Genomic DNA, 529 nt, shown 5'->3' with positions numbered 1-529 from the left:
TCTGCAGATCGAGGTCGCCGGCATCACCACCACCGGTGCGAAGAACCCGCTGGCGGCAAAGTTTCTCGCCTTCATGACCGGGCCGAAATTCCAGAATGTCATTCCGGAGACCAACTGGATGTTCCCGGCGGGGAAAACCGACAAGCCGCTCAATCCGGCCTTCGACAAACTGGTCAAGCCGGCGAAGACGCTGCTGTTCAGCCCGGAAGAGGTTGCGGCCAACCGCAAGGCCTGGGTCGATGAATGGCTGGCGGTGATGAGCAAGTAGGATTCAAGATGGCGCTTGAACACCCCCCTCTGGCCTGCCGGCCATCTCCCCCGCAAGGGGGGAGATCAAGCGCTCGAAAGCTTTCGCCAACCTCCAACGCTGCAAGGATTGGGCGGCTTGTCGGTTTTCCCCGCCGGGAACATCCAGTTGGTCTCCGGAATGACATTCTGGAATTTCGGCCCGGTCATGAAGGCGAGAAACTTTGCCGCCAGCGGGTTCTTCGCACCGGTGGTGGTGATGCCGGCGACCTCGATCTGCAGA

General features: G+C 60.7%; 2 pseudogenes. One reads left to right on the top strand and one right to left on the bottom strand.

Annotated elements, in window-relative coordinates:
• Positions 1 to 268, top strand: a pseudogene (gene tbpA / locus AC04SG_RS32895) (thiamine ABC transporter substrate-binding protein); the annotation flags it as partial.
• Between the two features lie 113 nt (positions 269 to 381).
• Here the strand turns inward: tbpA (AC04SG_RS32895) and tbpA (AC04SG_RS32890) are convergent.
• Positions 382 to 529 (bottom strand): annotated as a pseudogene (gene tbpA, locus AC04SG_RS32890) (thiamine ABC transporter substrate-binding protein); the annotation flags it as partial.

The organism is Mesorhizobium sp. CNPSo 4684 (assembly GCF_057784315.1).
The sequence above is the reverse complement of the archived record's forward strand: the minus strand, read 5'-3'. Positions and strand labels throughout refer to the sequence as shown.